Below are 21,849 nucleotides of genomic sequence, written 5' to 3' on the forward strand. Positions count from 1 at the left end.
CCGATTCGACTGAAAAGGCAAAATCCGCAAATTGGCGATGCTTTTTTATATTAAAGTGTGATTTTTGGAGGAATCCACGTCAAATGGGCTACAGAAATAATCCAAAACGCGAAAAACAGATCGAAAAAGCGCGCCAGCAGGCAATTGCCGAAAATGTCCAATTTCTTGATCCGGGTATTCTTTATGGAAGGGCAAGTGCGGACGATATAGAATATTATTCCGCAGAGATGCTGGCTGCGAGCGCCGCTCACAGTTTCGAGGCGCTTTCGCACTGGACCGGAGACGCTCCGTACATCGGTATCTCCCAGGTGGAGGGCGTTTCGCCGCGGGATATTCCGGTAACGGTGCTGACCATTATCGGCCGCAATATGCCCTTCCTTTACGATTCCGTCATGGGCGAGGTCACCAGCAGCTATCGCGGTCTTTACCTCGCTGTGCACCCGATCCTGGTGCGCGACGAAAGCGCGCAGGCGGGCTATCGTCTTGCGGAACCCGAGGATGATCCCGCTGAAAATATCAGCCTCATCCAGCTGCATATCGCGCCGCTCACATCGCAAGCCGCCACGGCGCTGGAAGAAAGACTGCGCTTCGTGCTGACGCAGGTCCAGTTCGCCTATCGCGACTGGCGGCCCATGCTGGCGAAACTCGACGAGGCGCTGGATGAATTGTCCAAACGCGGTTCGTCACGGCGCAAGACCGAGCGTGCGGAAGCCGTCGAATTCCTCAACTGGCTTCGCAACGACAATTTCACCTTCCTCGGCATGCGCGACTACACCTATTCCGGTAAGGGAAAGAACGCGAAGATCGAGCGCGGTGATGGCGTCGGTCTCGGCAGCCTCAGCGATCCGGATGTGCGCGTGCTGCGCCTCGGAAAGAACGCCGTGACGACGACGCCCGAAATCCTTGCCTTCCTCGACGGCCCGGATTTCCTCATCGTCACCAAGGCCAATGTGAAATCCATCGTGCACCGCCGCGCCTATATGGATTATATCGGCATCAAGCGCTTCGACGAGGACGGCAATGTCATCGGCGAACTGCGCATCGTCGGCCTCTTCACCGCCACCGCCTATACGCGCTCGGTCAAACAGATACCGCTGCTGCGCGCGAAGGTCGCGGAAGTCGAGCGGCATTTCGGCTTCGATCCGAACAGCCACTCCGGCCGCATCCTGCAGAACACGCTGGAAGCCTATCCGCGCGACGATCTCTTCCAGATCGAGACGGACCTTCTGATCCGCTTCGTCGAGCAGATCATGGAACTGAGCGACCGGCCGCGCGTGCGCGTGCTTGCACGTATCGACCGTTTCGACCGTTTCGTTTCGGCCATCATCTTCGTTCCGCGCGAGGAGTATAATTCCTATGTGCGCGAGAAGATCGGCGACTATCTGAGCAGGGTCTATGACGGGCATATTTCCGCCTATTACCCCGCCTTCCCCGAAGGCGCCGTCGCCCGAGTTCACTTCATTGTCGGCCGAACGGAAGGCAAGACGCCGCGCATCGCCCAGGACAGGCTCGAAGACGCCGTCAGCGACATTGCAGCGCGCTGGATAGACCATTTCGTCGCCCTTTCCGAGCCGGGTGCACCGGTGCTGGAGGTCGATCAGGCCTATCAGGAAGCCTTTACGCCGGAAGAAGCGATCGGCGACATGCCGGATATTCTGGGCGCCGCGAAGGGCGAACCGGTCCGCATCGAATTTTACCAGCAGGAAGGTCAGTCGGCGGAAACGCTGTCGCTGAAGATTTTCCACCGCGACGGCCATCTGCCGCTTTCACGCCGCGTGCCATTGCTCGAAAATCTCGGTTTCAACGTCATCAGCGAACGCACCTTCGATATCGGCGTCGTTTCGGACGGCGAAAAGCGCGACATCGTGCTGCACGACATGGAACTGTCCGTCGCCAAGGGAACGACGCTCGATCTGCCGCAGTATGGGCAGAAACTCGAAGAAGCGTTCCTCGCCGCCTTCTCCGGCAAGGTCGACAATGACAACTTCAACCGCCTGATCCTCGCCTGCGGCCTCACCGTGCGCGAAGTCTCCGTGCTGCGCGCCTATGCGCGTTATCTCCGCCAGACCGGCATCGTCTATTCGCAGGAGCATATTTCCGAAACGCTCTATAAGTATCCGGCGATTTCCCGCAATATTTTCGCGCTGTTCAAGGCCGGCTTCGATCCGTCCGTCGACGAAAAGAAGCGGCTGAAGAAACTCGCCGAAATACACAAGGCGATCGAAGCGGCATTAAGCGGCGTTCCCAATCTCGACGAGGACCGCACGCTCAGGCGTTACGTCAACGCCATCGACGCGACGCTTCGCACCAACTACTTCCAGAAAAATGCCGATGGTACGCCGCGTGACCTGTTGGCCTTCAAGTTCGATCCGAAACATCTGGACGGCCTGCCCGACCCACGGCCTTTCCGTGAAATCTTCGTCTACGGAACAGAAGTCGAAGGCGTGCATCTGCGCTTCGGCAAGGTCGCGCGCGGCGGTCTGCGCTGGTCGGATCGCGGCCAGGATTACCGCACGGAAGTGCTCGGCCTCGTCAAGGCGCAACAGGTCAAGAACGCGGTGATCGTTCCGGTCGGCGCCAAGGGCGGCTTCTTCCCGAAAAACCTGCCGGTCGGCGGCTCCCGCGACGAGGTGTTCAACGCCGGCCGCGAGGCCTACAAGACCTATATCCGCACCCTGCTGTCCATCACCGACAATATCGTCGACGATGCCATCGTGCCGCCAGCCGACACGCTGCGCCTCGACGGTGACGACCCCTATTTCGTCGTCGCCGCCGACAAGGGAACGGCAACCTTCTCCGATACGGCGAACGGTCTTGCCCATGAGGCCGGTTTCTGGCTGGACGACGCCTTCGCATCGGGCGGTTCGGCCGGTTACGACCACAAGAAGATGGGCATTACCGCCCGCGGCGCCTGGGAAACGGTGAAGCGCCATTTCCGTGAAATGGACACCGACATCCAGACCACCCCCTTCACGGTGGCGGGCGTGGGCGATATGTCCGGCGACGTTTTCGGCAACGGCATGCTGCTGTCGGAAAAGATCAGGCTGATCGCCGCCTTCGATCACCGCGACATCTTCATCGATCCGGATCCCGATACCGACAAGTCCTTTGCCGAACGCAAGCGCCTTTTCGAACTGCCGCGTTCCAGCTGGCAGGATTACGATCGTTCGGCTCTCTCCGCCGGCGCGATGATCATCTCGCGCTCCGAAAAATCGGTGACGCTGACACCGGAAGCCGTCGCTGCCATCGGTATAGACAAGTCTGTCGCCACGCCATTCGAGATCATGACGGCCATCCTGAAGGCGCCAACCGATCTTCTGTGGTTCGGTGGCATCGGCACCTACATCAAGGCGGCGGTGGAAACCAATGCCGAGGTGGGTGACAGGGCGAACGACCCCATCCGCGTCAACGCAACCGAACTGCGCGCCAAGGTCATCGGCGAAGGCGCCAATCTCGGCATCACCCAGAAGGGGCGTATCGCCTATGCGCTTTCGGGCGGACGATGCAATTCCGACGCCATCGACAACTCGGCCGGCGTGAACTCCTCGGACGTGGAGGTCAACATCAAGATCGCGCTTGCCTCCGCCGTTAACAGCGGTCGCCTGACGATGCCGAAACGCAACCAGCTTCTCGCTTCCATGACGCCGGAAGTGGCGCAGCTCGTATTGCGCAACAACTACCTGCAATCGCTGGCGATCTCGCTGACGGAGCGGCTGGGCCTTTCCAATCGCGAAGAACTCGGCCGCCTGATGGGCGCGCTGGAGGCGGCCGGACAACTGAACCGCAAGGTCGAGACCCTGCCGAACAATGCCGAATTCAGCGAAAGATACGCCACCGGCAAACCGCTGACCCGGCCGGAAATCGGCGTGCTCCTCTCCTATGCCAAGCTCACCTTGTTCGATGCACTGGTGGCAAGCACGCTTCCCGACGAGCCCTATCTCCAGCATCTTCTGGTCGATTATTTCCCGGCCAAGATGCAGAAGAACTATGCGGGCGATATCAAGTCGCATCGTCTGCATCGCGAAATCGTCGCGACCGCACTCGCCAATGCCGTCGTCAATCGCGGCGGCCCGGGATTCGTGCAAAAACTTGCCGATGCGAGCGGCCTTCTGGCGGCCGATGTCGTCAAGGCTGCCGTGATCGTCGAGGATGGTTTCGGTCTCAAACGCCTGTGGAGCGAAGTCGACGCGCTTGACGGCAAGGTCGGCGGTGAAGTCCAGAACGGGCTTTATGCCACGATCACGCGTATCTTCTCGGATGCGAGCAGGCTTTACCTGCAAACCGGGAGCGCGGGTGCGACCGCAGGCGACATGGCAACCGAAATCGAGCGCCTGAAAACCGCGATCAAGACGCTGTCACCGGCAGCGGCGAAGTATCGCCGCGAACTCGGCGTCACGGAAATCGACGGCGTTCCTTCCGGTCTTCTGGAGGAACTCGATACGCTTTCCCTGCTCGTCTATGTGCCGGAGATCATGCGCATCGCCGAAAGCGCGGGCACCACGCTTGCCCGCGCCGCCGAAAGCTATGCCACCGTCTCGTCGACCTTCCGCGTCGCGCGTCTGCTGGATGCAAGCCAGCGCATCACCCCGGCGGATCATTACGAGAGCCTGGCTCTCCTGCGCAGCCAGGACCAGATCTCCTCGTCGAGACGCCGGATCGTCATCTCAGCGCTTACCGAGCATGCGAAGGAGAAGGACCCGGTTCAGGCCTGGTATGCGGCGGACCGCGTGCGGGTCAATCGCATCGTCTCCGAACTCGGCGCGCTCAGCGACAGCGGCGATACCAACCTTGCCCGTCTGACGGTCGCGGCCGGGCTGCTTGGCGATATCGTTCAGGCACGCTGATCGGCAGCCTTAAAAAAAACGCCATCCGGGTCCCCCGGATGGCGTCAGACAAGACGGATGCGCCCGCATCGCGCATTTTATTTCCCGATTTTCCGATAGGACGATGAATGACTGTCCCTTCCCCAAATGCGGAAACAGTGGTTGCCAAACGCGGCATCTGGGGCTGGGTGATGTTCGACTGGGCGGCGCAGCCGTTTTTCACGGTCGTCACGACCTTCGTTTTCGGGCCTTATTTCGTCGCCCGGCTCACCGACGATCCGATTTCGGCGCAGGCGACATGGAGCAACATGGCGACGGTGTCTTCGATCATCATCGCCCTCTTCTCCCCCATTCTCGGCTCCATCGCCGACCAGTCCGGCGCGCGCAAGCCGTGGATCGCCTTCTTTGCCGTCATCAAGATTGTCAGTCTCTTTTTCCTGTGGTTTGCCGCACCCGGTTCGCCGCTCATCCTTCCAATCGTCTGCATGATCCTCGCCTCCATCGCGGCGGAATTTTCTATCGTCTTCAACGATTCCATGATGCCGCGCCTGACCAACCCGCAAAATGTCGGGCGCATTTCCAATCTCGCCTGGGGGCTTGGTTATCTCGGCGGGATGGTGGTGCTGATTGCCGTGGTGACGCTTCTGGCCGCCAATCCACAGACCGGGCTGACCATCGCCGGCATCAAGCCGCTTTTCGGTCTCGACCCGGCAACCGGCGAGGATGCCAGAATAACCGGCCCGCTCGCCGCGCTCTGGTATCTCATCTTCATTCTGCCGATGTTTCTTCTCACTCCCGACGCTGAAAAGGGCTTGCCCTTCGCAGCCGCGATCCGCTCGGGACTGGGGGAGCTGAAGATCACGCTCCGCGAGCTGCGCTACCGCCCCATGCTTTTGCGGTTCCTGATCGCGCGCATGCTCTATCAGGATGGCGTCAATGGCGTTCTCATTCTCGGTGGGGCCTTCGCAGCCGGCATGTTCGGCTGGGCGACGATGGAAATCGGCCTCTTCGGCATCCTGCTCAACGTCGTCGCCATCGCGGGCTGTTTTGCCGCCGGGCGGGTTGATCAGAAACTCGGCTCGCGCATCACCATCCTTATCAGTCTGGTGCTTTTGCTGCTCGCCACGCTCGGCATCGTCTCCACGGAAAAAGGCTCGACGCTGTTTGGCTGGATACAATTGTCGACGGCGGACCATGGCGGCATCTTCGCGACAGGCGCGGAAAAAGCCTATCTGTTCTATGGCGTTTTGATCGGCCTCGCCTTCGGCCCTGTCCAGGCATCGTCCCGCTCTTATCTCGCCCGCAATATCACTGTTGCAGAAGCGGGCCGTTATTTCGGCATCTACGCGCTTTCCGGACGTGCCACGAGTTTCATGGCGACGCTGTCATTTTCCATAGCAACCTATATAAGCGGCTCCGCCCATATCGGCATGGCCACGCTCATCGTATTTCTGGGGGCAGGTTTCCTGCTCCTGTTGCGCGTGCCGGAAAGAACGGCAGGCTGAAAGCCAGAAGCAGCAGCCGATGCGGCGGTCAAATCCAGCATCGGCCAGAATGACGCAGAATCAGAGCTGATCGAGCTTTTGCTGCAATGCGCGCAACTGCGCCTTCAGCTCATCGATTTCGGATGCATTCGGCTTGCGGGTTTCCTTGGGCGCCTGCGGCATTGCGAAAGGCGTGAAACCCTGCATCGCCTGCCGGAACAGTTCCGTATTGCGGCGGATCTGCTCTTCCATCATTTGCAGCGGCGCCTGAAAATTGCGGGCAAGCGAACCATCGCCGAAAGCCTTGGCCATATGCTCCTGCATCTGGCTCTGCTGGTCGGAAAAGGTCTTCATCGAATGTTCGAGAAATGTCGGCACCACCATCTGCATCTGGTCGCCGTAATAGGAGATCAATTGTCGCAGAAACGCCGTCGGCAGCAACGTATTGCCGGTTTTGGCCTCCTGTTCGACGATGATCTGCGTCAGCACCGCATGCGTGATGTCTTCGGAGGACTTGGCATCCTGAACCTTGAAGTCCTCACCGCGCTTGACCATCTGCGCCAGATCATCGAGCGTCACATAGGTGCTGGTGCCGGTATTGTAGAGCCGCCGGTTGGCGTATTTTTTAATGATTGTTTCGCCGTCGTGTTTCGCCATGCCCGCCTCCTCGCGATGATGGTATTTTCTTGTTTTTTGGTCTTCTTGCTCTTCCCGGCGCAAAGTGTATGCGCAAAACGAGCCCTCTGACAAATGTTTTGTGCATCGCAACAGTTTGTTTTTTGCGCAGCAATTTTCCGTAAGATTTCGGCGTGATTTAGCAACATCTTTTAAAGCAACTTTCGCCATTTGACTTGTATTGAAAGCTTTGCCAGTCTCCGCCCGCAAGTGAGGAGAAAACTGATGACCCTGCCTTCAATCGTGATTGCCAGCGCCGCGCGCACAGCCGTCGGCTCTTTCAATGGCCACTTCGCCAATACGCCAGCCCACGAACTCGGGGCGACCGTCATCAGCGCCGTGCTGGAGCGCGCCGGTGTCGCGGCGAACGAAATCGATGAGGTCATTCTCGGTCAGGTCCTGACGGCGGGCGAGGGGCAGAACCCGGCGCGGCAGGCTGCCATGAAGGCTGGCATTCCACAGGAAGCGACCGCCTTCGGCCTCAATCAGCTCTGCGGCTCCGGCCTGCGCGCCGTGGCCCTCGGCATGCAGCAGATCGCGACCGGCGATGCGAACATCGTCATTGCCGGCGGCCAGGAATCCATGTCCATGGCGCCTCACTGCGCCCATTTGCGCGGCGGCGTGAAGATGGGCGATTTCAAGATGATCGATACCATGCTGAAAGATGGCCTTACTGACGCCTTTTACGGCTATCATATGGGCATCACCGCTGAAAACATCGCCCGCCAATGGCAGCTTTCCCGCGACGAGCAGGACCAATTCGCCGTCGCATCGCAAAACAAGGCCGAAGCCGCGCAAAGCGCCGGCCGTTTTGCAGATGAGATCGTGGCTTTCACGGTGAAGGGCCGTAAAGCCGATATCGTCATTGATACAGATGAGCATATCCGCGCCGGAGCTTCGCTGGAAACCATGGCCAAGCTGCGCCCCGCCTTCGACAAGGAAGGGACGGTCACGGCCGGCAACGCCTCCGGTCTGAACGATGGCGCCGCCGCCACGCTTTTGATGTCGGAACAGGAAGCAGGAAAGCGCGGCATCAGACCGCTCGCCCGTATCGCCTCCTGGGCGACGGCAGGTGTCGATCCGCAGATCATGGGCACCGGTCCCATTCCCGCCTCCCGCAAGGCGCTGGCCAAGGCCGGCTGGTCGATCAGCGATATTGGCCTTGTGGAAGCCAACGAAGCCTTTGCGGCCCAGTCCTGCGCCGTGGTGCGCGAACTTGGTCTTGATCCTGCCATCGTCAACGTCAATGGCGGGGCGATTGCCATCGGCCATCCGATCGGCGCCTCCGGCGCGCGCGTCCTCAACACCCTGATTTTCGAAATGCGCCGCCGTAACGTGTCGAAGGGTCTCGCAACGCTCTGCATCGGCGGCGGCATGGGTGTCGCCATGTGCATCGAAGCACTTTGAAACCGCCAAACGACTTACCAAAAAGCAATTCCGGTTCAGCGCGCAATAGGGTAGAAGCGGCCTCCCATTGGCCGCATTTCTGTGGCCGGTGAGCACGACGAACAAGTTCTGCAAGATATGGAAGCATCCTTGCATATGCAGGCGCTTCAATGACAGGTCATGGAGGCCGATATGAGCCGGGTTGCTTTGATTTCCGGCGGGACGAGCGGCATAGGCGCCGCAATCGCCCGCGCCCTGCAGGCGGCCGGCTACCGGGTGGCCGTCAATTATGCCTTCACGACGGACAGGGCGGAAGCATTCCAGAAAGAAACCGGCATCCCCGCTTTTCAGTGGGACGTGCGCGACTATGACGCCTGCGTCAATGGCATAGCCCAGGTGGAAGAGACCTTCGGTCCCGTCGAGGTGCTCGTCAACAATGCCGGCATCACCCGCGATGCGATGTTCCATAAAATGTCGCCGCAGCAATGGCGCGAGGTTATCGATACCAACCTCACCGGCGTCTTCAACATGACCCATCCCGTATGGCCGGGCATGCGCGACCGCGGCTTCGGCCGCATCGTCAACATCTCCTCCATCAATGGCCAGAAGGGGCAGGCGGGGCAGGCCAATTATTCCGCCTCGAAAGCGGGCGACATCGGCTTTACCAAGGCGCTCGCCCAGGAAGGCGCCAGCCGCAATATCACCGTCAACGCCATCTGCCCCGGCTATATCGGCACGGAGATGGTAAGAGCGATACCGGAGAAGGTTCTGACTGAGCGCATCGTGCCGCAAATTCCCGTTGGACGGCTGGGTGAACCGGAAGAAATCGCGCGCTGCGTTCTGTTTCTGGTTTCCGACGAGGCCGGTTTCATCACCGGTTCGACCATGACGGCCAATGGCGGACAATATTTCGCCTGAAGTCGTCAATCCCGCCTTCCCGACCGCCTGAACCCAGTAAACTTTCCGTGATCGCAGCTTCGATAATTTTGCTGCGCACAAAAACTTGAAGATGAAACACTGGAATGACGCGCCGCCTAAACTAATGAAAATACGATAGTTTTTGTATAGTTTAGAATGAGTCTAGAAAATCCTTGGCGACTCATTAAGAGGTTTTTCTTGACATTTGCTGTCCTGTTTTGGTTTAAGAACGAAAACAACGTGTTGCGTCATACAGGCAGTCCATCATGCTGGTTTGCAGCTGCAATTACATCACCGATCACGATATCCGGGACGTCATCAACGAGCTCCTCGACGAGGACTGTTGGCAGCTCATCGTTCCTGCAAAAGTGTATCACGCCATGGAAAAACGCGGTCGCTGCTGCGGCTGTTTCCCCACCGTTGTCGACCTGATCATCAAAACCACTGAAGAATATCATGCCCGTCGCCACTCGACTGAGGCCGATGTTTTTGATTTTATGTCCCGCCTGAAGCAATTCCATGAAGAGAACAGGAGAGCGGACATTGAAAGGCGACAAAAAAGTCATCGAGCGGCTTAACGAGGCCCTTTTTCTCGAACTCGGTGCGGTAAACCAGTACTGGCTTCACTATCGTTTGCTGGAAGACTGGGGCTACACGAAGCTCGCCAAAAAGGAACGTGCTGAATCCATCGAGGAAATGCAGCACGCCGACAAGCTGGTCGCACGCATCATCTTCCTTGAAGGCCATCCCAACCTTCAGACCGTCGCGCCCCTGCGCATCGGCCAGAACGTCAAGGAAGTTCTGGAATCCGACCTTGCCGGCGAATATGACGCCCGCACCTCCTACAAGAAATCGCGTGATATCTGTTATGAGGCCGGAGACTACGTCTCCATGAAGCTTTTCGAAGAACTGCTGATCGACGAGGAAGGCCATATCGACTTTCTCGAAACCCAGCTCGAACTGCTCGGCAAGATCGGCGAGGAAAAATACGGCCAGCTCAACGCCGATTCCGCCAACGAAGCGGAATAAGCACTGGCGACAGGACAGAAAAGGCGGCCTTGGCCGCCTTTTTTATTTGCCGGAAAGGTGCTGGAACTCCGCCACGACCTGTTCGTATACCCCGCGCTTGAACGGCACGATGAGTTCCGGCAGGCTTTCCATCGGCTTCCAGTCCCATGCATCGAATTCGGCCGTGTGCCCGGTCGGCGGCGGATCGATCTGGATCTCGCTTTCGTCGCCTTCGAAACGGAACGCAAACCAGCGCTGCGCCTGCCCGCGATATTTACCCCTGAGGCCGATACCGATCAGTTCGGGTGGCAGGTCATAGTGAATCCAGTCGCTCGCCTCCGCAAGCAGGCTCACCGTTTTCATGCCTGTTTCTTCGTAGAGTTCGCGAATGGCGGCCGTCAGAGGCCGTTCGCCATCATCGATGCCGCCCTGCGGCATCTGCCACAAATGCGGTGAGCCATCATATTCGGGATTACCTTCCTTGATACGCCGGCCGACCCAGACAAGGCCCTCGGCGTTCAGCACCATAATTCCCGCACAGGGACGGTAAGGCAAATCTTCTGCTTTGATTGTCATGGGAAACCCGCACTGTCTGAGCGCCAGAAATGGCCGCACGCAAGGTTTACTGCCCTGCCTGCCCGGAAACAAGCGCAGAAACACCGACAATCTCGATGCCACGCCCGCCAGCCTCGCGCGACCACCTGGAGATCGCGGCAACGCTTTCATCGAAAGCCGAAGCAACGCCGATCGCCTGGCCGTTACGCCGTGCAATTCGCTCCAGTTCGTCCAGCTTGCGCAGAATGGCAGCTTCGGTGACTTCGCCGTCGAGCAGAATATCGGCAAAACCCTGTGGCGCGGAAATCGCCTTGGCAATACCGCCGCTCAGCGACTGCGCCGAAGAACCATCATCCAGAAACAGCAGGCCGCGCTTGCCGATATCCCGCATGACCGGCTCAAGCGCCGCCTGCTCGGCAAGGAAACGCCCACCGAGATAATTCATGATGCCAGTGTAATTGGTGATCTTCGCCATGGAGCGATGCAGCCGGTCGATATTGACCTTGGCGGGATCACCCGCCAGCAGGGTGTCCGGGCCGGGATTGGTGCCGGGGTAACCGAAAGGCTCAAGCGGTATCTGCAGAAGGATTTCATGTCCCTGTCGGCGCGCTTCCTGCATCCAGCGTTGCAGGCTGTTGCCGCTGGCGGCAAAACCGAGCGTCACCTCCGGCGGCAGCTCCCGTATCGCTTTTTGCGACCCGGTCTGGCTGAGACCCAGCCCGCCGACCACGATCGCCACCCGGGTGCCACGTGCACCGGACCAGGGCCGCGCATATTGCTCCATCGGCCGCAAACCGTCCGCACCGACAACCGGCAATCTGCCGAATGCGGTTTCTTCCAGCAATTCCTCATTGGGTCGCGTCGCCATGCGCGGATCCTGACCATAGGTCTGGCCGCTCATCAGCACCGGCCCATCACCCTCGCGCGGGCGGGGAGAGTAAACCGATACGACATTGCCGTCGGGCATCGTCTCGCGATTGATATTGGCGCCGGAGCGACCGCTTTGCGGCTGGAGACCGGCGGCATCGCCGGGAGCCGTTCCATCGGCCGGTGCGATTTCAGGTGCTTTTTCGGCAAGCTGAGGCTGTGCATCCGGCCCGCTCGCCGTCTTCTGCAAATTGCCGGGCGAAAGCGCCGTATAGACGGACAGGCCGCCGATTGAGAAAACCGCAAGCACCGACAGAGCCATAATGACGGAAAAGCGCCGGTTGATACCGGCGCTTTTTTTCTGACGACCCAGAAGCGGTTTTCGCAGGTCCGAAGGCAATGAACGATCCGTCCAAACGGTTGGCAATAGATGGAATGCGCCGGCTGACCGGCGCACTATCTTACTGCTTGTTGACCACAGCCTTTTCCGGGTTCGGCGGGAAAGACGGATCCGTCTTGCTGCCGCGCAACAGGTCCAGAGCATAGTTGAGCTGGATGTCGTCCTTGGCTTCCGGCGGAACATAAGCGGAGGAACCCGAACCTTCGTCGGTTTCGCTCTGGCCCTTGATGTGGCCGGAAAGACCGGATTCACCTTCGGTGGTCACCTTGCCCTGCAGCTCGGCCGGCAATGGCTGCTCCACCTTGATGTCAGGCTCAATGCCCGTACCCTGGATCGATTTACCCGACGGGGTGTAATAGAGCGCCGTGGTCAGGCGCAGCGCGCCCGCCTCGCCGAGCGGAATGATCGTCTGGACCGAACCCTTGCCGAAGGAACGCGTGCCGACCACGGTCGCACGACGCAGATCCTGCAGGGCGCCGGCAACGATTTCCGAAGCCGAAGCCGAACCGCCGTTGACGAGCACGATTACCGGCTTGCCATCGGTCAGATCGCCTGCCGTCGCGTTGAAGCGGCGGGTCTCGTCGGGGTTACGGCCACGGGTCGAAACGACCTCACCGCGCTCGAGGAAGGCGTCGGAGACATTGATCGCCTGATCGAGCAAACCGCCCGGGTTGAGGCGCAGGTCAAGCACATAACCCTTCAGCTTGTCGGCTGGCACATCCGCCTTGATCTTCTTGATCGCCTTTTCGAGATCGTCATAGGTCTTCTCGGTAAAGGAGATGACGCGCAGATAACCGACATTGTCACCTTCGACACGGGACTTGACGGCCCGCACGGCAATGACATCGCGCATGACGGTGAATTCGAGCGGCTTGTCGGCGCCCTGACGGATGATCGTCAGCTTGATCGGCGTCTTGACTGCGCCGCGCATCTTTTCGACCGCCTGTTCCAGCTTCAGGCCACGAACCGGCGTACCGTCGATTTCCGAAATGAAGTCGCCGGCGAGAATGCCTGCGCGGGAAGCCGGTGTATCGTCGATCGGCGTAATGACCTTGACGAGCTCGTTCTCCATGGTCACTTCGATGCCGAGACCGCCGAATTCACCCTTGGTCTGGGTGCGCATGTCGTTGGCATCCTTGGCATTCATGAAGCTCGAATGCGGATCGAGCGAGCTCAGCATGCCGTTGATGGCGTTTTCCACCAGCTTCTCGTCATCCGGCGGCGTCACATATTGTGCGCGCACGCGCTCGAACACGTCGCCAAAGATCGACAGTTCCTTATAGGTCGAAGGCCCGGCCGCCTGTGCCGGCATGCTCGCCGAATAAATCACGCTCATCGCCGTGGCGCCCATAAGCCCACCGATAAGGAGAAGCGAAACCTTACGAATCATTGTGCGCCCTTCCGGTATTTTTTGCGGTCCACCATGGTTGGGAATCAACCGGTACACCATCTTTCCTGAACTCAATGTAGAGCGTTGGCCTGTCGGTTTCCAGCGCCAATGCTGCTGCACTCGCTACTCTTTTTGCACCCATGGAGGCGATGGGCTCTCCGGAGAACACGAACATTCCCTGCCGCGTCCTCACATTGTCCATGCCCGTCATCACCACATGATATCCATCGCCCGTATTGAGGATGATCATCCGGCCATAACTGCGAAAATCTCCGGCAAACACCACGAAGCCGTCTGCAGGCGCCGTCACGATGGCTTCCGGTCCGCTCGCGACGACAATTCCCTTGGAAAAGTGGCCCGTTCCATCCGCATCGCCGAAGCGCCGCAGCACCTCGCCGGTAACCGGCAGCTCCAGCTTTCCCTTCAAACTCGCGAAGGGATATGCGGGCGCAATACGGTTTTTATCGGGCATTCCAGCCTCGGCCGCAGCCCGCTCCTTTTCGCGTTCCGCCTCCGAAAGACGGGCCAGGCGCTGCTCTTCCGCCCGCGCCTTTTCCATCGCCTCCCGCACCGAGGTAATCTCGCCTTCAAGCGAACTGACCAGCCCCTCAAGGCTCGTCGCCTTGCTCGCAAGCTCTTCGGATCGCTTGCGTTCCGCCTCCAGCTCCGCCGCCGTCTGGGTGTTCTTGCGATCGTTTTCGGCAATCAGCAGGTCGAGGCGTTTTTCCTCTTCCAGACTTGCCGTCATCATACCCGTAAGATCGTCCTTTTCGCGAGCGATTGCCTGCCTCAGATCAGTCAATTCTTTGAGAGCGGCGACCAGCTTGTCGGTTTCACCGCGAATGCCGGGCACGACGGCGCCGAGAAGAATGGCGCTGCGCACGGACGCCAGCGCATCCTCCGGCGAGACGAGAAGGGCGGGGGGCGGGTTTCGGCCCATGCGCTGCAACGCCGCCAGAACCTCCGCCAGCACGCCGCGTCTTTCCCGCAGCGACGCCTTGACGCCATCCTCGCGCACGGAAAGCTTGGCCAGGCGATCCTCACCATCGCTGATCTTGGTTTCCAGCGCCTTGCGCCGGGCAGCCGATGCGATCAGTTCTTCCCGGATGCGGGCGCTGTCCTGATTGAGGGAGGCGATGCTTTCCTCAAGCTTCCTTGTCTTGTCTTCCGAAAGACCAATGCTGTCGACCAGCTCCTCCAGATCCTGCCGGTTCTGGTCACGGCGCTTCTCCAGCGTCTGCAGCGCATCCGGCGACGAATCATCGCCAGCGGCAGGAACGGCGCCTGCATCGTCCCGCGAATAGGTCGGACCGATGCCCATGACGAAAGCAGCAATAACCGCGCCCGCAAGGGCAGCGTGCCGTTTTCGTTGAGGCCTGTTGTCCATGTGAACTTTCTTTGATGCCGAAGCAGAAGCGCCGATATTAGGGATTTTGCCGCGATCTTCCAAGAGGCTCTGGAAAGGCCGCCGCCGAAGCCGTGCGCTGCCAGCGGTGTCGCGGAGCTTCATGTTGAAATTGAGACAATTATCCGAATCGAAACCCGATCAAACGCGATGATAGGGATGACCGGAGAGGATCGTGACGGCGCGGTAAAGCTGCTCGGCGATCAGGATACGAACTATCTGATGCGGCCATGTCAGCTTGCCGAGATTGAGAACGGCCGTCGCCTTGTCGTAAAGCGCGGGATCGAGCCCGTCAGCTCCGCCTATGGCGATCACGAGGTCTCGCTTGCCGCTATCGCGCAAATCGCCAAAAAATGAAGCGAAGGCAGGACTGTCCAGCGCCTTTCCGCGCTCGTCCAGCAGCACGAGGGCAGCACCATCGGCCAAATGTTTTTCCAGCATCGCGGCTTCTTCGCGCTTGCGGGTCTCCGCATTGGAAGCGCGGCTTTCGGCAACCTCGATCACCCGTGAAAACTCCAGCCCGATCGCCGGGCCGGTCTTTGCCAGACGCTCGATATAACGGGCCGCAAGATCCTTTTCGGGGCCGGATTTCAGCCGTCCCACCGCAAAAATTGAAATCCGCATCGCAAACCTGCATTCGTCGTGACCCAACAGGGTCACGCTCTTAACAGCATAGCCTGCGGATTCCTATGCGGCCGGTCTGATTTCCGGCCAGAGGCACCGTTTCCGAAGTCAGATATGATCTTCGGCAAAAGCGATGCACTCGCTCAAAGGCTTACCGCATCAATGCAGCGTCTCTTCCGGCATGTCCGGCGTCGCCCACATTTTTTCAATGTTGTAGAAGGCGCGGATTTCCGGGCGGAACACATGAACGATGATGTCGCCGGTATCGATCAGCACCCAGTCTCCGGTCTCGAGACCTTCGACGCGGGCGTTTCCGAACCCTTCATCCTTCATATCCTTGAGAAGATGCTCGCAAATCGCCGAGACATGCCTGTTCGACCGCCCGGAGACCACGACCATGTAGTCCGCAAGCGCCGATTTTCCGGCAATGTTGAGAGAGACGATATCTTCAGCCTTGGAGTCCTCGAGGCTCGCGAGGACGGTTTCGAGGGCATGGCCGGCGGCATCGGCGCCACTGTCCTGGCCCTTCGGGATAGCAACAAATGCTCTTCCCTTGGCGTGTACTGTTGTCAGAGGTTTTCCTTTCCAAGAATGACAAAACAGGCACTGGCGACGCGATTCTCTGCGTCACACAATGAAGGTGGCATCAAAGCATTAACTTTTCAAGATATGGACCCTTCGACACCCGGCACATACATCATTTGTGATCGAAGGCGTCATTTACGACCGTTGCGCAGCGCCGTGGAGCTGAGCGTGGAGCGCGGACCGTGAATGAAAACCCAGGCAGGGGCCGCTTTTTTCCACAAAACGCCGGCATCGTCCTCATCCACCCGTGCATGGCTGAAGGCCTGCGCCATGGTGGAGGAGAGATAAGAAAGCGTGGAGCCTGGCCGATCGATCACGGCAATCGGGAATGTCTCGGCGATCCGCCGCCATTTCTGCCAGCGATGGAAGCTTTTCAGATTGTCCGCTCCCATGATCCAGATAAAACGGACATGCGGATTTTTTGCCTTCACCTTGGCGAGCGTATTGGCCGTATAGCTCATCCCCAGTGATTTTTCGAAGGCCGTCACTTTGATGCGCGGATCGTGGACCAGCTTTTCGCAGGCGGCGATGCGATCTTCCAGAGACGCCAGTTCTGAGCGGCTTTTCAGCGGGTTGCCCGGTGTGACGATCCACCAGAGCTGGTCGAGACCGAGCCTGCGCAACGCAATCTCGGCCACAAGTGCGTGACCCGCATGCGGCGGATTGAAAGAACCACCGAACAGGCCGACGACCATGCCGCGCTCCACATGCGGCATGGTGAGATAACGTCTGTCGAGGCGCTTGTCAGCCGGCAAATATCAGGTCCGTGTCTGGCCGGTGCCATGCACCCGGTATTTGAACGAGGTGAGCTGCTCGACGCCGACCGGGCCCCGCGCATGCATCTTGCCGGTGGCAATGCCGATTTCAGCACCCATGCCAAATTCGCCGCCATCCGCGAACTGCGTCGAGGCATTGTGCAACAGAATGGCCGAATCGAGTTCGTTGAAGAAACGCGCGACCACATCGGGATCCTCGGCGATCACCGCCTCGGTGTGGTTGGACGAATAGGTGCCGATATGCTCGATCGCGCCCGAAATACCCTCCACCACGGCGACCGAAATGATCGCATCGAGATATTCGGTACGCCAATCCTCTTCCGTTGCCGGCGTGAGACCCGCCACCACATCGCGAACGGCCTGCGAACCGCGCACTTCGCAGCCGGCTTCGATCAAGGCTTTGACGAGCGGCATAAGATGCGTGGAAACGGCAGCGGCATCCACCAGCAGCGTTTCGGCCGCCCCACAAATACCGGTGCGGCGCATCTTGGCATTAACGACGATGCGTTTCGCCATGTCGAGATCGGCCGACTTGTCGATATAGACATGACAAATGCCTTCCAGATGCGCGAAAACCGGCACACGGGCTTCCGACTGCACGCGCGCCACGAGGCTTTTGCCGCCGCGCGGCACGATGACATCAACCGTGCCGTTCAGGCCACTGAGAAGCGCGCCGACAGCGGCGCGGTCGGTCACCGGCACCAGCTGAATGGCATGCTCGGGAAGACCGGCGATCTTCAGGCCTTCCACGAGGCAGGCATGGATAGCACGCGATGAATGTTGCGAATCCGAGCCGCCGCGCAGAATGACGGCATTGCCCGCCTTGAGGCACAAAGCGCCGGCATCCGCCGTCACGTTTGGACGGCTTTCGTAAATCACGCCGATGACGCCGAGCGGCGTGCGCACGCGCTCGATCTTCAGCCCATTCGGACGATCCCAGGCGGCGATGACTTCGCCAACCGGATCTGGCAGCGCCGCAACCGAACGGATGCCTTCGGCAATACCGGCGATCCTTCCATCGTTGAGCGTCAACCTGTCCACGAAGGAAGCGGCAAGGCCTGCGCTTTCCGCCGCGGCCAGATCTTTCCTGTTGGCGGCAAGGATCGCATCCCTGGATGCCTCGATGGCGGAGGCCATGGCAAGCAGCGCGCGGTTCTTCTGGTCTGTGCCGGCAATGGACAACGGTCGCGAAGCAGCTTTCGCCTGAGCGCCGATGGTGATCATCAGCGCGTCAATATCATGGCTCTGCTTCACGGCCTGTTCAGGCATGGACCTCATCCTTCTTTGCATTTTTAACTTTGACGGCAGCGCCCGTCATCACCAGATCGTCACGATGAATCATGGCCGCCCGCCCGACATAACCGAGGATCGCCTCGATCTCGTTGGACTTGTGACCGATGATAAGACGCGCCTCTTCAGCATCGTAGCCCGCAAGACCACGAGCGACTTCACGGCCTTCCGCACCGATAATGGCGATTGCGTCACCACGGCCGAAATTGCCCTTCACCAGTCGCACACCCGCTGGAAGCAGGCTTTTTCCGGCATAGAGAGCCTTTTCCGCGCCGGCATCCACGTGGATTTCGCCGGCCGGCTGCAATTGCCCGGCAATCCAGGTCTTGCGCGCCGTCACCGGCGTGCCCGAAGGTGCGAACCATGAGGAGCGCGCGCCGTTTTCAATAGCCTTCAAGGGATTAAGCGTCTTGCCGGAAGCGATGATCATGCCGCAGCCGGCAGCGGTTGCGATCTTGCCCGCGTCGATCTTGGTGCGCATGCCGCCGCGTGAAAGCTCGGATGCCGCACCGCCTGCCATGGCCTCGATTTCGGGCGTAATATCGGCAATCGTCTCAAGGAATTTCGCGTCGGGGTCGAGATGCGGCGGAGCCGTGTAAAGCCCGTCAATATCCGAAAGCAGCACCAGAAGATCGGCGCCCGTCATGGTCGCCACACGCGCCGCCAGACGGTCATTGTCGCCATAACGGATCTCGGTGGTCGCCACGGTATCGTTTTCATTGATGATCGGGATAGCACCGATCTTCAGCAACTGGTTGATGGTGGCGCGCGCATTGAGATAACGGCGACGCTCTTCGGTATCGGAGAGCGTCAGAAGAATCTGGCCGGCGACGATCTCATGCCGCGACAGGCTTTCCGACCATGCCCGCGCCAGCGCGATCTGGCCGACAGCCGCCGCCGCCTGGCTTTCTTCCAGCTTCAATGCACCGGAAGGCAGGCCAAGCACGGTGCGGCCAAGCGCGATGGCGCCCGAAGACACAACCTGGACATCCGCACCGTTTTTCTTCAGCGCGGCGATATCCTCGCAGATGGCGTCGAGCCAGTCTTTCTTGAGACCGGTCTTCCGGTCCACCAGAAGCGCCGACCCGATCTTGATGACGATCCGGTGATGGCTCGCCAGCGGCTTGCGCATCAGGCTCATAGACGGTCGTCCTCTTCCTCAACCTCGCTCTCGGAAGGCATCGAACGATCGGGAAGGGCGGTTTCGCCGCCATTGCTCGCCGAGACAATGATATCGCGAAGGGCGCGCAGCGCTTCCGTCATGCCGATATGGGCAGCAGCGGACAACAGGAGCGGCGGACGGCCGCAGGCCTTCTCCAGTTCCTTGGCCTTCTTTTTCAGCTCTTTTTCATCCAGCACGTCGATCTGCGACAGCGCCACGATTTCCGGCTTGTCGGTCAGCCCGCCGCCATAGGCGTCCAGCTCGGCCTTAACAGTCTTATAGGCCTTGCCGACTTTCTCCTCCTGCGCGGAAACGAGATGCAGAAGCACGCGGGTACGCTCCACATGGCCGAGGAAGCGGTCACCGATGCCAACACCCTCATGCGCGCCTTCGATCAGGCCAGGAATGTCGGCCAGCACGAATTCACGGCCATCGATGGTAGCGACGCCAAGGTTCGGATGAAGGGTGGTGAAGGGATAATTGGCGATCTTCGGCCGCGCACGGGTGACCGTAGCAAGGAACGTGGATTTACCCGCATTGGGCAGACCGACGAGACCGGCATCGGCGATCAGTTTCAGGCGAAGCCAGACTGTTTTTTCCTCGCCTGCGAGGCCGGGATTGGCATGGGTGGGCGCCTGATTGGTGGACGACTTGAAATAGGCATTGCCGAAACCGCCATTACCGCCGGCGGCAAGACGAAAGCGCTGGCCTTCTTTCGTCAGATCGACGATCAGCGTCTCATTGTCTTCCTCGAATATCTGCGTTCCGACGGGTACCTTCAGCACCACATCCGAACCCTTGGCGCCGGTGCGGGTCTTGCCCATGCCGTGCTGTCCGATGGAGGCCTTGAAATGCTGCTGGAAACGGAAATCGATCAGCGTGTTGAGACCGTTGACCACTTCAACCCAGACATCGCCGCCGCGCCCGCCATCGCCACCGTCAGGGCCGCCGAATTCGATGAATTTTTCGCGCCGAAAGGAAACGGCCCCCGCGCCGCCATCACCGGACTTGATATAGACTTTTGCTTCATCGAGAAATTTCATCGGACTGCCGTTCTGTCGGTTTGCGGACGCAACAATCTTGCCGTTGCGTCGAACAAAAATATCGTCATTTCGAATACAAGCGCTTCTTCACGAGGTCAAAGACTATCGTGCGGGAAGCCCATGCGCGAGACAAGGCCGGTTTGGATCAAACCGGCCCTGCAATGCTCCTCAAGTGCGATGCGGCTGAATGAAATCTTCAGCCGTAATCATCGTACCGATATGCGCCACCATGGCGGCACGTGCCGTGGCGTAGACCTGGTGGCAACCGGTCACCCGGAAGCCGAGTTTTTCCTGCACGCGCAGCGAGGCGGGATTATCCGCAAATACGCCGGAGTGAAGGGTCACTCCGGGCATACGGCGGAAGAACCGCTCGACCACGGCGGCCACCGCCTCGGTCATGTAACCCTTGCCCCAGTAGAAGCGGTTCAGCCAATAGCCGAGATGCCACTCGCCGTGCCGCAATTCCACCGAGACGACACCGATCAGGGTATCGTCGCCGCTGGTAATGGCGAAATCCCAGTCAGGCAGGGTGCCGGAGGTGCGCAAGACCAGCCATTCCAGCGCATCCTGCTTGTGGTAGGGCGCGGGAACGCGGGCCAGCATTCTGGTCACGGCGAAATCGCCAAGCGATTCCGCAATGCTGCCGGCATCGGAAAGCCGCTGCGGCCGCAGCACCAGACGCGATGTCTCGATGACGGGGCAGGGGCCGGGCGGCGCCACGGTGGGGGCAGTCCGCCGTCGGGTCAGTTCGAGCGCACTCATCCCATGTCCCCCCAGCTCTTCAGCGAAACCCAGGTCTTGCGGTCGAGCCTGTACCATTCGACCGGCACCATGCCGCCAAGCGCCAGAGACCCGACCATGCCGGAGCCCTGGAACTGGAAACCGCACTTCTGGATGACGCGGCGCGACGCGATGTTGGTGACCCGGCAACGGGCATCGATCTGATCGATTTCACGCGTGCGGAAGGCCATGTCGATCAGCGCATGCGCGGCTTCCGTCATGTAACCCCGGTTCCAGTAGGGTTCCCCCAGCCAGTAACCGATTTCCAGCGTCTTTTCGTCTTCCTGGGGTTCGAGCGCGCAGCAGCCCAGAAACTCGCCATTGTCCATGCGGGTGATCGCATAGACGCACTTGCCAATCTCGCCAGCTTTGGAGCGTCGCACAAAATCCGCGGCGTCTTTGGCCGTGTAAGGGTGCGGCATACGCGACACCATGGTCGCGATATTGGCATTGTTGGCAAGATGGGCAAGGGCGTCGATGTCTTCTTCGTGAGGCTTGCGTAAAACCAGCCTCTGCGACAGTAAAACGGGGCAATCGCTCCTCGACCGATCGGGCCTCGGCCGCTCTTCGGGTGACCGTGATTGGTCGACCCTCAACAATTCAGCTTGCATGGTTCAGTCCCTCCTTGGGGTTAAAGAAAAAGGGGAGTTGGGTGGTGCCCCATCTCCCCTGTTTTCT

General features: G+C 59.6%; 19 protein-coding genes. 6 read left to right on the forward strand and 13 right to left on the reverse strand.

Features of this window, described 5'->3' with window-relative positions; all coding sequences use genetic code 11:
• Positions 1 to 83 precede the first annotated feature (83 nt).
• Positions 84 to 4,844: an NAD-glutamate dehydrogenase gene (locus tag ACIK7D_RS22275; RefSeq protein ID WP_400157368.1), complete on the forward strand. Its 4,761-nt coding sequence runs from the start codon at positions 84 to 86 to the stop codon at positions 4,842 to 4,844.
• A gap of 107 nt (positions 4,845 to 4,951) precedes the next feature.
• A complete protein-coding gene (locus tag ACIK7D_RS22280; RefSeq protein WP_400157369.1) occupies positions 4,952 to 6,328 on the forward strand; it encodes an MFS transporter in 1,377 nt (458 codons plus the stop codon).
• Between the two features lie 60 nt (positions 6,329 to 6,388).
• On the opposite strand, the gene phaR is transcribed toward ACIK7D_RS22280, so the two are convergent.
• Complete coding sequence (gene phaR, locus ACIK7D_RS22285; RefSeq protein WP_003520279.1) at positions 6,389 to 6,964, reverse strand: polyhydroxyalkanoate synthesis repressor PhaR; 576 nt, start codon at positions 6,962 to 6,964, stop codon at positions 6,389 to 6,391.
• A gap of 243 nt (positions 6,965 to 7,207) precedes the next feature.
• On the opposite strand from phaR, the gene ACIK7D_RS22290 reads away from it, so the two are divergent.
• From ACIK7D_RS22290 to bfr, 4 genes are all read left to right on the forward strand, one after another.
• Positions 7,208 to 8,389: an acetyl-CoA C-acetyltransferase gene (locus ACIK7D_RS22290; RefSeq protein ID WP_080856879.1), complete on the forward strand. Its 1,182-nt coding sequence runs from the start codon at positions 7,208 to 7,210 to the stop codon at positions 8,387 to 8,389.
• 171 nt (positions 8,390 to 8,560) lie between these two features.
• The gene (gene phbB, locus ACIK7D_RS22295; RefSeq protein ID WP_080818541.1) at positions 8,561 to 9,286 is read left to right on the forward strand and encodes an acetoacetyl-CoA reductase; all 726 of its coding nucleotides are present in this window, start codon (positions 8,561 to 8,563) and stop codon (positions 9,284 to 9,286) included.
• Positions 9,287 to 9,552: 266 nt separating this feature from the next.
• Positions 9,553 to 9,864 (forward strand): bacterioferritin-associated ferredoxin, encoded by a 312-nt coding sequence (locus tag ACIK7D_RS22300; protein ID WP_003505234.1) that lies wholly within the window; start codon positions 9,553 to 9,555, stop codon positions 9,862 to 9,864.
• Positions 9,830 to 10,315 carry a bacterioferritin gene (gene bfr, locus ACIK7D_RS22305; protein WP_003520274.1) on the forward strand — a complete coding sequence of 162 codons (486 nt, stop codon included), beginning with the start codon at positions 9,830 to 9,832 and terminating at the stop codon, positions 10,313 to 10,315. Before ACIK7D_RS22300 ends, bfr begins: the two co-directional genes overlap by 35 nt.
• Positions 10,316 to 10,357: 42 nt before the next feature.
• Here bfr and ACIK7D_RS22310 read toward each other — a convergent pair whose 3' ends face one another.
• The 12 genes from ACIK7D_RS22310 to ACIK7D_RS22365 form a co-directional block, all read right to left on the reverse strand.
• Positions 10,358 to 10,870 (reverse strand): RNA pyrophosphohydrolase, encoded by a 513-nt coding sequence (locus ACIK7D_RS22310; protein ID WP_137452602.1) that lies wholly within the window; start codon positions 10,868 to 10,870, stop codon positions 10,358 to 10,360.
• A gap of 46 nt (positions 10,871 to 10,916) precedes the next feature.
• The gene (locus ACIK7D_RS22315) at positions 10,917 to 12,116 is read right to left on the reverse strand and encodes a divergent polysaccharide deacetylase family protein (RefSeq protein ID WP_127756485.1); all 1,200 of its coding nucleotides are present in this window, start codon (positions 12,114 to 12,116) and stop codon (positions 10,917 to 10,919) included.
• A 61-nt stretch (positions 12,117 to 12,177) separates the two neighbouring features.
• Positions 12,178 to 13,506 carry a S41 family peptidase gene (locus tag ACIK7D_RS22320; protein WP_080815499.1) on the reverse strand — a complete coding sequence of 443 codons (1,329 nt, stop codon included), beginning with the start codon at positions 13,504 to 13,506 and terminating at the stop codon, positions 12,178 to 12,180.
• Positions 13,496 to 14,893 (reverse strand): murein hydrolase activator EnvC, encoded by a 1,398-nt coding sequence (locus tag ACIK7D_RS22325; RefSeq protein WP_080857110.1) that lies wholly within the window; start codon positions 14,891 to 14,893, stop codon positions 13,496 to 13,498. Before ACIK7D_RS22325 ends, ACIK7D_RS22320 begins: the two co-directional genes overlap by 11 nt.
• A 159-nt stretch (positions 14,894 to 15,052) precedes the next feature.
• Positions 15,053 to 15,535 (reverse strand): 23S rRNA (pseudouridine(1915)-N(3))-methyltransferase RlmH, encoded by a 483-nt coding sequence (gene rlmH, locus ACIK7D_RS22330; protein ID WP_035265250.1) that lies wholly within the window; start codon positions 15,533 to 15,535, stop codon positions 15,053 to 15,055.
• A 159-nt stretch (positions 15,536 to 15,694) separates the two neighbouring features.
• A complete protein-coding gene (rsfS, locus tag ACIK7D_RS22335) occupies positions 15,695 to 16,138 on the reverse strand; it encodes a ribosome silencing factor (RefSeq protein ID WP_035236703.1) in 444 nt (147 codons plus the stop codon).
• Between the two features lie 113 nt (positions 16,139 to 16,251).
• Entirely contained in the window at positions 16,252 to 16,836 is a 585-nt protein-coding gene (locus ACIK7D_RS22340) for a nicotinate-nucleotide adenylyltransferase (protein ID WP_052025747.1), read from the reverse strand.
• Positions 16,837 to 16,878: 42 nt separating this feature from the next.
• Positions 16,879 to 18,165, reverse strand: a complete 1,287-nt coding sequence (locus ACIK7D_RS22345; protein WP_400157370.1) for a glutamate-5-semialdehyde dehydrogenase — start codon at positions 18,163 to 18,165, stop codon at positions 16,879 to 16,881.
• Complete coding sequence (gene proB, locus ACIK7D_RS22350) at positions 18,158 to 19,327, reverse strand: glutamate 5-kinase (protein ID WP_137004108.1); 1,170 nt, start codon at positions 19,325 to 19,327, stop codon at positions 18,158 to 18,160. The genes ACIK7D_RS22345 and proB overlap by 8 nt, the downstream gene beginning before the upstream one ends.
• The gene (obgE, locus tag ACIK7D_RS22355) at positions 19,324 to 20,391 is read right to left on the reverse strand and encodes a GTPase ObgE (RefSeq protein ID WP_080815495.1); all 1,068 of its coding nucleotides are present in this window, start codon (positions 20,389 to 20,391) and stop codon (positions 19,324 to 19,326) included. Before obgE ends, proB begins: the two co-directional genes overlap by 4 nt.
• A gap of 168 nt (positions 20,392 to 20,559) precedes the next feature.
• The gene (locus ACIK7D_RS22360) at positions 20,560 to 21,153 is read right to left on the reverse strand and encodes a GNAT family N-acetyltransferase (RefSeq protein ID WP_080815493.1); all 594 of its coding nucleotides are present in this window, start codon (positions 21,151 to 21,153) and stop codon (positions 20,560 to 20,562) included.
• The gene (locus ACIK7D_RS22365) at positions 21,150 to 21,782 is read right to left on the reverse strand and encodes a GNAT family N-acetyltransferase (RefSeq protein ID WP_003505256.1); all 633 of its coding nucleotides are present in this window, start codon (positions 21,780 to 21,782) and stop codon (positions 21,150 to 21,152) included. Before ACIK7D_RS22365 ends, ACIK7D_RS22360 begins: the two co-directional genes overlap by 4 nt.
• Positions 21,783 to 21,849: the final 67 nt, after the last annotated feature.

The sequence above is a fragment of the Agrobacterium sp. P15N1-A genome (genome assembly GCF_044626815.1).
Lineage (GTDB): Bacteria > Pseudomonadota > Alphaproteobacteria > Rhizobiales > Rhizobiaceae > Agrobacterium > Agrobacterium leguminum.